Annotated in this window: 8 protein-coding genes, 1 riboswitch and 1 other annotated feature; of the genes, 1 reads left to right on the top strand and 7 read right to left on the bottom strand. The window is 42.7% G+C overall.

The genetic code is table 11. The features are described 5' to 3' along the window. The 5 genes from hisB to IQO02_RS21565 all read right to left on the bottom strand — a co-directional run. Window positions 1-601 (bottom strand): histidinol-phosphatase (hisB, locus tag IQO02_RS22325; RefSeq protein ID WP_322626538.1); only part of this gene is annotated, 601 nt, incomplete at its 3' end. A gap of 127 nt (window positions 602-728) precedes the next feature. Further along, on the bottom strand, window positions 729-1,769 hold the full coding sequence (gene hisC / locus IQO02_RS21580; protein ID WP_010439993.1) for a histidinol-phosphate transaminase: 1,041 nt from the start codon (window positions 1,767-1,769) through the stop codon (window positions 729-731). 9 nt (window positions 1,770-1,778) lie between these two features. Continuing rightward, window positions 1,779-3,080 carry a histidinol dehydrogenase gene (gene hisD / locus IQO02_RS21575; RefSeq protein WP_016768564.1) on the bottom strand — a complete coding sequence of 434 codons (1,302 nt, stop codon included), beginning with the start codon at window positions 3,078-3,080 and terminating at the stop codon, window positions 1,779-1,781. After that, complete coding sequence (gene hisG, locus IQO02_RS21570) at window positions 3,080-3,976, bottom strand: ATP phosphoribosyltransferase (RefSeq protein ID WP_016768563.1); 897 nt, start codon at window positions 3,974-3,976, stop codon at window positions 3,080-3,082. The genes hisD and hisG overlap by 1 nt, the downstream gene beginning before the upstream one ends. Before the next feature lie 53 nt (window positions 3,977-4,029). Further along, window positions 4,030-4,165, bottom strand: a sequence feature (His leader region). 188 nt (window positions 4,166-4,353) lie between these two features. After that, window positions 4,354-5,946: a Na+/H+ antiporter NhaC family protein gene (locus IQO02_RS21565; RefSeq protein ID WP_010439990.1), complete on the bottom strand. Its 1,593-nt coding sequence runs from the start codon at window positions 5,944-5,946 to the stop codon at window positions 4,354-4,356. Between the two features lie 112 nt (window positions 5,947-6,058). Further along, window positions 6,059-6,236, bottom strand: a riboswitch (Lysine riboswitch). Between the two features lie 364 nt (window positions 6,237-6,600). Between IQO02_RS21565 and IQO02_RS21560 the strand changes: the two genes are divergently transcribed. Next, the gene (locus IQO02_RS21560; RefSeq protein WP_010439989.1) at window positions 6,601-7,011 is read left to right on the top strand and encodes an H-NS family nucleoid-associated regulatory protein; all 411 of its coding nucleotides are present in this window, start codon (window positions 6,601-6,603) and stop codon (window positions 7,009-7,011) included. Between the two features lie 213 nt (window positions 7,012-7,224). On the opposite strand, the gene IQO02_RS21555 is transcribed toward IQO02_RS21560, so the two are convergent. Beyond that, a complete protein-coding gene (locus IQO02_RS21555) occupies window positions 7,225-8,529 on the bottom strand; it encodes an inosine/guanosine kinase (protein ID WP_102282583.1) in 1,305 nt (434 codons plus the stop codon). Window positions 8,530-8,631: 102 nt separating this feature from the next. Next, window positions 8,632-8,901: a hypothetical protein gene (locus tag IQO02_RS21550; protein WP_010439986.1), complete on the bottom strand. Its 270-nt coding sequence runs from the start codon at window positions 8,899-8,901 to the stop codon at window positions 8,632-8,634. Window positions 8,902-8,907: the final 6 nt, after the last annotated feature.

The following is an 8,907-nucleotide window of genomic DNA, read 5'->3' as shown; positions in this document are numbered from 1 at the left end:
TCTTGTTGCCACCGGTTTCATCAAGGTTTACTGCAACCTTGATATCAGTTTCTTTAGTCGTACGAACCACTTCAGCAACACGTGCATTAACCGTCAGATCTTTAACAATCTGTGGCCAGTTAAGCGTACCTTCCGTTTCCGCATCTGGGCCATATTGAATCCCGCGAATTGCCATGTTCTCAGCAAGTTGAAGATCAGTCATTCGATCGCCAATCACAACAGAATGTTGAAAGTCGACTTTACCGCCCTGTAGATACTCTTTAACCATACCCAACTTAGGCTTGCGGCAAGAGCAGTTGTCTTCGTCAAAGTGAGGACAAATAAGCACGTCGTCAAACTTAACGCCTTGAGACTCGAAAAACTCCATCATCATATTGTGTGGTGCATCGAAATCTTCTTGTGGGTAGCTATCGGTACCTAGACCATCTTGGTTAGTCACCATCACTAAACGGTAGCCCGCATCTTGCAATGCTAACAAGCTAGGAATCACGAGCGGTTCGAATTTTAATTTGTCTAAACGGTCTACTTGAAAATCGACTGGCGGCTCAACAATTAAGGTGCCATCACGGTCTATAAAAAGTATTTTCTGTTGTTTACTCACTTGAACTTCCTTTTAATTTTAAATCTGGTGGCCTAGCTAAAATCAACCGCTAACCCAAATGTCTGATTCATTGGCCAGCTATGTTGATTAAACACAACTGTCCAATGTGATTACTGGTAAGCCTTCGTTACTGAAAAAAGTTACGAATGAATCCAAGTGTCTTTTCGCACTCTTCTCGATTACCAATACTAATACGAACACAATCTTCAATTGGCGAATTACGCAAGATGATGCCAGTGTCCCATGCCGCTTTGAACAATTCGTCACCGTTAGGGAATTTAACCAATAAATAGTTACCCCAACCATCAAATACCGTTACTTGAGGTATACCAAGTAGGCCAGCTTGTAAATAAGCGCGATTAGCACTTAAATCGAGAACTTGAAACTTAGCTCTTGCTAAACCTTGCTCTGAAAGGGCTTGAACCGCAATGTCAGCAACAGGGATTGGCACTGGGTATGGTGCAATCACTTTCAACAGTACATCGATAAGCTCTTTGTTTGCTAGCGTAAAGCCACAGCGTAGTCCCGCTAATGCGAAAGCTTTGGAAAGAGTACGCAAAATCGCTAAATTCGGATATTGAGCAAGCAAATCGACCGTTGACGCTTCAGGGCAGAAGTCGATATACGCTTCATCCATCACCACAATCGCTTTGTCTTGCGTCATTTCAAGCAATTTAATGATGTCTTTACGATCAACTAAGTTACCCGTTGGGTTGTTTGGGCTACAAACAAATATCACTTTCACGTTGTCTAGTTGAGCTTCAATAGAGGGAAGATCTAATTGCCATTCAGAGGTCAGAGGCACCACTTTACGTTCGACACCAATGGTTTCGGCGCTGATCGCATACATACCGTAAGTGGGTGGACAGTAAAGAATTGCATCTTCGTTTGGCTCACAGAAAGCGCGAATCAGTAACTCAATGCCTTCGTCAGCCCCACGTGTTGTCAATGTTTGCTCTGGTGTTACACCTGCATATTGTGCGTAAGCATCGATTAATTCTTTTGGCTGACATTCACTGTAGCGGTTAAGGCGAGTCAGATTTAAGCTGTACTCGTTATCAAACGGAGATTCATTGGCGTTCAACCATACATCTCCGCTACCGCCAATGCGCCTTGCAGACAAGTAAGGTGTTAGAGCCTGAACTTGTTTTCTTGCTAACTTTTCCATGCTCCGCCCCTACTTCGCTCTATTTAACTTTTCAACTCGGATAGTCACAGCACGCTTGTGAGCATCCAAACCTTCGGCTTCAGCCATCGTCACCACTGTCGGTGCTAGACCTTTCAAGCCATCGGCTGTTAGTTCTTGTACTGTCATACGTTTAGAGAAATCTGCTAAACCTAGGCTCGAATACGTTTTGGTGTAACCGTAGGTTGGCAATACGTGGTTTGTACCTGATGCATAATCACCTGCAGACTCTGGAGACCAGTCACCCAAGAATATTGAACCTGCATTGTCTAGCAACGGCAACAACTCACGTGGATTCTTGGTTTGAACAATTAAGTGCTCAGGACCGTAGAAGTTCGAAATTGCGATAGCTTGAGTGATTGATTCTGAGATGATAATCAAGCTAGATGCTAATGCTTGCTGAGCGATGTTAGCGCGAGACAACTCTTTCAGTTGTTTCTGCACCGCATCCGTTACTTGATCAGCAATAACCGGAGACGGCGTAACCAAGACAACCTGAGAATCAGGGCCGTGTTCCGCTTGGCTCAATAAATCCGCAGCGATGAAGTCTGCATCTGCAGTTTCATCTGCAATCACCATCACTTCTGATGGACCAGCAGGCATGTCAATTGCAGCACCACGGAAGTCATTGCTGACTTGGCGTTTCGCTTCCGTTACATAGGCATTACCCGGGCCGAAGATCTTATCGACTTTAGCCACACTCTCGGTACCGTAAGCCATTGCCGCAACCGCTTGACCACCACCAACGTTGTAAACCTCGTCGATCTTACAAAGCTTAGCGACATACAAGATTTCATCAGCAATTGGTGGAGGCGAACACAAGACAACTTTACGACAACCCGCAATCTGAGCGGGTACACCTAACATAAGAACCGTTGACGGAAGTGGCGCACTGCCACCAGGAATATAAAGACCAACCGTATTAATCGCGCGCGTTACCTGCTCACACAAAACGCCAGGTTGAGTTTCAACCTTAATTGACTGAGGCTTCTGAGCTTCATGAAACTTGGCAATATTGCTATAAGCTTGCTCTAGCGCTTGCTTCATTTCTGGTGTTAGACGAGCACACGCCTCTTCAATCTCATTCGAAGTAACTCGAATTGATTCAGGAGTCACACGATCGAACTTTTCAGTCAGTTCTTTGAGTGCGGCGTCGCCTTCATTTCGTACTTTTGCAATAACATCAGAAACAGTCGCTGTGATGTTTGCACCTTCAGTAATAGCTGGACGCTCTAATACCGAGTCTTGCTGTGATTCACTTAAAGATTGCCAAACAACGGTTCTCATCGTCACTACCCCATCATTTTTTCGATTGGTAATACTAGAATCGAGCTTGCACCCAACTCTTTCAGCTGTTCCATAGTTTCCCAGAACAAGTTCTCAGTACTTACTAGGTGAACGGCAACTTTGTCTTTATCTGTAGATAGAGGAAGAACAGTAGGATCTTCAGCTCCAGGCAATAGCGCTTTAATTTGCTCTAATTGAGACGTTGGTGCGTGAAGCATGATGTACTTCGACTCTTTCGCTTGCTGAACACCTTGCATACGAGTCAGTAGTTTTTCAATTAATGCTTCTTTGTCTGCATCAAATTCGCCGGTGCGTTGAATTAACGTTGCTTTAGATTGAAAAATAGCTTCTGCTTCTTTTAGGCCATTCGCTTCTAGCGTAGCGCCTGTAGAAACCAAATCTGCGATAGCGTCCGCTAGTCCAGCTCGAGGTGCTACTTCAACTGAGCCTGTTAGCATACAAGTGCTGAATTCAACACCCTGCTCATCCATGTAGGCTTTTAGTAGTTGTGGGTAGGTTGTTGCAATACGTTTACCCGCTAGGTCTTGTGGGCCGTTGTATTCTTCATCTTTGTTGATAGCGATAGAAAGGCGGCAACCACCGAAATCTAAACGACGTAGTGTGCGAAATTGCGATGGCTCTTTTAGAGCAACGCGGTCTAGGCGAACTTCTTCTAGCTCATTTTCACCAATGAAACCTAGGTCAACCACACCGTCCATGATAAGACCTGGAATGTCATCATCACGAACCAGTAACAAGTCGATTGGCATATTAAGTGAATGAACCACTAGGCGCTCACCCATGATGTTAAATTTAACACCACATTTTTTAAGTAAGTCTTGGCACTCTTTACTTAAGCGACCTTTCTTTTGAATTGCGATTCTTAGGCGTTGTGTCTGCATTGCTGTATCCCTGTGCAAATATTTGAATTTATTGATTATTTAAAAGTGCTAAAACTAAAAAACCCTCGGAAGACTTTGTCGTCCCGAGGGTTTAAATCTAAATTCTTTGACTTAACCTCCGGGAGAATTCTTGCTCCCGGGTATACGTAAATCTCCCCGAAAGACTAGATAGGGTGATGATGGTGATGAATGTTCATTACTAATTTACGCATACTTATAAGCTCTTAGGTTGTTTGCTGTCTTGTCTCCACACTAACTAAGCTGACATCCTTTTTCAACCATTTATTCGAACTTTTTTCACTAAAACTCAAATTAATTTAACAGGTACAAAAAAGGGAAGCCGCAGCCTCCCTTTTCATTATTCAATCAGATGATGATTAGCTGTTGCACGTCGCCATTTTGCAGCGAGAGAAATAAGCCAATGCAAAGCATACAGCAACAAACGTTAGAGACGCCGCACCAAATGCGATGCCAGTTGATGATGTCATACCTAAGGTAATGAAACCAACACACGATACGAAGGCCACAGACAGCGCATAAGGAAGCTGAGTCGATACGTGGTCAATGTGGTTACAACGAGCACCGGTAGAAGAGAGAATCGTCGTATCAGAGATTGGAGAACAGTGATCACCAAACACAGAACCCGCAAGAACCGCACTTAACATAGGCAGAATTAGAGCGATGTCAGAGGCTGCAGCCATGTCACCCGCGATAGGAAGCATGATACCAAATGTACCCCATGATGTGCCTGTCGAGAATGCCATCAGGCCAGCAAGAAGGAACAAAATAACAGGTAGCCAGTGGTAATCAATGTTACCTGTTGCTAGAGACGAAAGGTAAGAACCGGTTTTCATGTCACCGATAACAGAACCGATAGTCCATGCAAACACAAGAATCAGGATAGCGCCAAACATAGAGCTAGCACCGATCCACATTGTTCTTGCGATATCAGACATTGGCAGCTTTTGCTTAAACACTGTCGCTAGCGCAACAAGCAGGCCAACAACACCACCGTAAACAAGAGACTTGCCTACATCTGTATTTTCAAACGCACCAAGCAAGTTGAATGCTTGACCGTCAGCGGTAAGCGCTTGACCACCGGTATAAAGCATTGCAGCTACCGTCGCTACGATTAACGATACGATTGGCATAACGAGATCAGAGACAGAGCCGTTTTCACTCTCTTGAATGTCTAGCTCTTCATTTAGGTCGTGAGCTTGCTTTTGATCGTTGTCACCTTCAAAGCCACGGCCTTGAGATGCTTCGATCTCATGTTCACGCATTTTACCAACATCTAGACCGAACCATGCAACGGCAAATACCATTAATAGTGCGAACACAGCGTAGAAATTCATCGGGATAAGACGAACGTAAGCACCCAATGCTGAGTACTCTGTCACACCGTGTGTTACTAAGATGCCACCAATAATAGTAATGATGTAAGCACCCCAGCTAGAAGCCGGCATGATCACACACATTGGAGCAGCAGTAGAATCCAGAATATAAGCAAGCTTAGCGCGAGATACGTAAAAGCGGTCTGTAACAGGACGAGAGATAGCACCTACCGCTAAGCTGTTGAAGTAATCATCAACAAAAATGAACACACCCAAGAAAGCAGCAAGTAGTTTTGAACCACGTTTGCTCTTAACACGAGACTGGGCCCACTCAGCGAATGCTCGCGTACCACCAGATAATGTTAATAAGGCGGTTGTCATTCCAAGAATAATTAGGAATGCGACGATGCTCATGTTCCAGGTATTAATGCCACCATCTTCGATGAAAACACCAGAAGCTTTAGTAAACACGTAGCTAGCTGCGTTACCTACTGAGTAATCAGCAAGTAAAATCGCACCCATAACGATACCGACACCCAAGGAAACCAATACACGGCGGGTAACAATAGCGAGAGTTAAGGCCACAAGGGGAGGAAGCAAAGATAAAGGCGATGTTGCAAAATCTATTAAATTCATGATCTTCAAAAACCAGTTTTTTATTTGGCTAGAGATCTACTGCAGACAAACTTGATACGGCTTATCAAGCTCATGTTGAACTAAGCGAAAGGGAAGTGAACACTTCACCCAACCCTACAGTAGCGCTCCATAGTTTAAAATTAAGACTATGGCAGTGTTGTACCTATTGAGCACAACCCCAGCAAATTGCTTAGATATACAATTTACTTCGGCAATTAGACCTTTCATTCCCGTTCATTGGCATCACCCCAACGAAAACTACTTTTTATAATTGCACCTCTACGTGCGATAACATTATTAACCGTTGAAACCAAAGTTTAACAACAAATCAACCAAAGCATCGCATCAGGTAGCCGCAATTGTACTCATCAAGGGCAGCATTGCAACATATCATTCCGACAAAAATAGTTTTTTGTTAATGAAGTAATCAATAGAAGAATAGTCAACTTAAGGTAATTACTCCACCAGTCACATATCAGTTTTTTAGATATTCTTAATAATTATTATAAATTCACTAGGAGTTCGCCTTTTCATTTTCAACTATTCATCTCAATTCTTTATTTAAATATGTAATAGAAGAAATACTATTTGTTTTATTCCTAGGCTCTGTTTATTATTAGGAGGATTATTTAGTTTACCTTGATGGGAAATATCATGTCTGAATTAACAAAAACTTTATTAAATATCCGCAGCCTTCGTGCATTCTCACGTGAATTAACTCTTGAGCAACTTGAAGAAGCGCTAGACAAGCTGACTATTGTTGTACAAGAGCGTCAAGAGTCTGAAGCTGAAGAACGTGCTGCTAAAGCAGAGCAAGAAGCTAAGCTTTCTGCTATCGCTGAACAAATTGCAAAAGACGGAATTGATGTTGCTGATCTTATCGCTGCACTTTCTGGTGAAGCAAAATCTAAAACGACAAAAGCTAAACGTGCTCCTCGCCCAGCTAAATACAAATATGTAGATGCAAACGGCAACGAGAAAACTTGGACAGGTCAAGGCCGTACGCCTTCAGCTATCCAAGAACAACTAGATGCTGGTAAATCTCTAGAAGAGTTTGCTCTTTAACGCATCGTGTTTGCTAAGTGAATAATCAATAACACACTAAGCAATAGAATTAATATTTAAGTCGACCAAAGTATTATTTACGGCTTGAATATATTCAGAAACAAAAAAGGCTCCTTTCGGAGCCTTTTTTATATTTTGTTATTCGTTACTGGATTTGATAAACACAGTAGCGTACTTAATAAACCGAGAAGTTCATTTGATAAGTACTACACCTTATCTTTCCCAGTAAGCTTCTTCTAAACTGTCTTCTCTTTCAGGAAGACCACGAGATAAACGTGGAGAGTGTTGAACTAACACTTCATAACTTGCTCGGTTTGAATATTTACAAACTTGCGAGAAAGACGAATACGTCAAAAATGAATGTTGGTGCTTACTTGAGTTAGGCACGTTTTCTTTGTGGTATTTATTCGCAGCCATATCATGCAATAAAGCCGATAACGCAGCATCACCTGCACCATTGGTATTCTTGATCTTTTCAGGGCCACCCATATAAGGTGCAATGTGCGAATAGATCTTAGTCGGGTTGTCACATAAGTTTTTATGAGCAGGACGGCTAAACTCGTAACGGTTAAATTCCGCAATAGAACCCGGTAATAGAGGTAAAGACGTTTCACGCTTTGCGGCGTCTTCTGTGTAACCCGCCATAAATAGGCCAACAGGGCCTGCAGTACATAGAACTAAGTCAACCCACTCTAGCGCTTTGTCAGAAGCGGCAAGAGGATCACTTTCACCAGTTAACGCTTCCGCTTCGTCTTCGTTCATTGCAACAACTGTTACATGCTGCTCAAGGAAATCTTTCCAAAACTCTGGATCATCTTGAATAACGAATTTAGTTCCCAACGTTAATACAACGGGTACATCATATTTCTTCGCGTACTCGATCGCTTTCATTGTTGCATCAGGCATTGGGTCGCCAGGTTTACAACGAACTAAATAAGCGGTTAATACCAAAGCAGAAGCACTTTTGAAGATCTTTTCAGGAATACTATCAGGTTTTAGTTGGTTCATTTGACCTTCGCTAATTGCGAAAGTACGTTCACCATCTTCAGTAATTAATGCAAAGCAGCGACCAATTGCGCCATCTACCCCTTGTAAATGATTCAGATCCATTCTGCTTGATGTATTACATAAATAACGATAACCATAGCTACCAATCTTAATATCTTGGCTCATTACACCTAGCAGCGTTGAACGGTCATCTGCCAGCACTGAATAGTTGTGTAATGTATTGCCGATCGTACCACCAGCATATTCATTGGTAATCAAGCACTGCTCTTTTAATTCTTGATATAAAGACTCTGCAGCTTCGTCACCGATGACTAGCGAATGTCCCTTACTTAAGCCATATTTTTCGATTAGCTCAGAACTCACTTTCGCTTCGATATCCACCAATGTTTGGTCAATGCCGATAATATGAGTACGTGACATTCTTTTACTAGTTTGAGCTTGGCTAACTAAAGGGTCACGAGCGTGAACCGGAAAATAGTGCTTTGATTTACGTTGTCCAGGGAATTTCATAGGGCTAGTCTAAGTCAAGGGGAAATAGGTGGCGGATTCTACCGCGCAATATTTAACGCGGCAATCTTTCAAACTATAGCAAACGTTTGCTGTACTATTTTTTTATTCGCCTTCCATAAAGCTTAAATCAGGCAGCATACCCAAATGCTCTGCATAACGTTTTTGATTGAACTCTGCACCATTTTTCATTACGTCAAATACTTCAATAGCCAGTGCACATGCCATAGCCGCAATTGCTTCTTCACGCGGTGTACCAGTCATCATTAAACGCATCAACGTCTCTTTCACTTTCACTGGTTCGCCATCCTCAAGCTGGTTCTCGATGATCTCAATCAGCTCTTCTTCTTGCATAAATTCATTTTGTTCAGACATTTTTTT

Origin of the sequence: Vibrio sp. OPT24, assembly GCF_015163545.1 — a bacterium.
GTDB lineage: Bacteria > Pseudomonadota > Gammaproteobacteria > Enterobacterales > Vibrionaceae > Vibrio > Vibrio cyclitrophicus.
The sequence above is the reverse complement of the archived record's forward strand: the minus strand, read 5'-3'. Positions and strand labels throughout refer to the sequence as shown.

Bases quoted from the DNA above. Each gene is read 5' to 3' on its own strand.
- hisG (WP_016768563.1), bottom strand. From the start codon at position 3,976: ATGCAGACACAACGCCTAAGAATCGCAATTCAAAAGAAAGGTCGCTTA.
- IQO02_RS21555 (WP_102282583.1), bottom strand. From the start codon at position 8,529: ATGAAATTCCCTGGACAACGTAAATCAAAGCACTATTTTCCGGTTCAC.
- IQO02_RS21565 (WP_010439990.1), bottom strand. From the start codon at position 5,946: ATGAATTTAATAGATTTTGCAACATCGCCTTTATCTTTGCTTCCTCCC.
- hisC (WP_010439993.1), bottom strand. From the start codon at position 1,769: ATGGAAAAGTTAGCAAGAAAACAAGTTCAGGCTCTAACACCTTACTTG.
- IQO02_RS21560 (WP_010439989.1), top strand. From the start codon at position 6,601: ATGTCTGAATTAACAAAAACTTTATTAAATATCCGCAGCCTTCGTGCA.
- IQO02_RS21550 (WP_010439986.1), bottom strand. From the start codon at position 8,901: ATGTCTGAACAAAATGAATTTATGCAAGAAGAAGAGCTGATTGAGATC.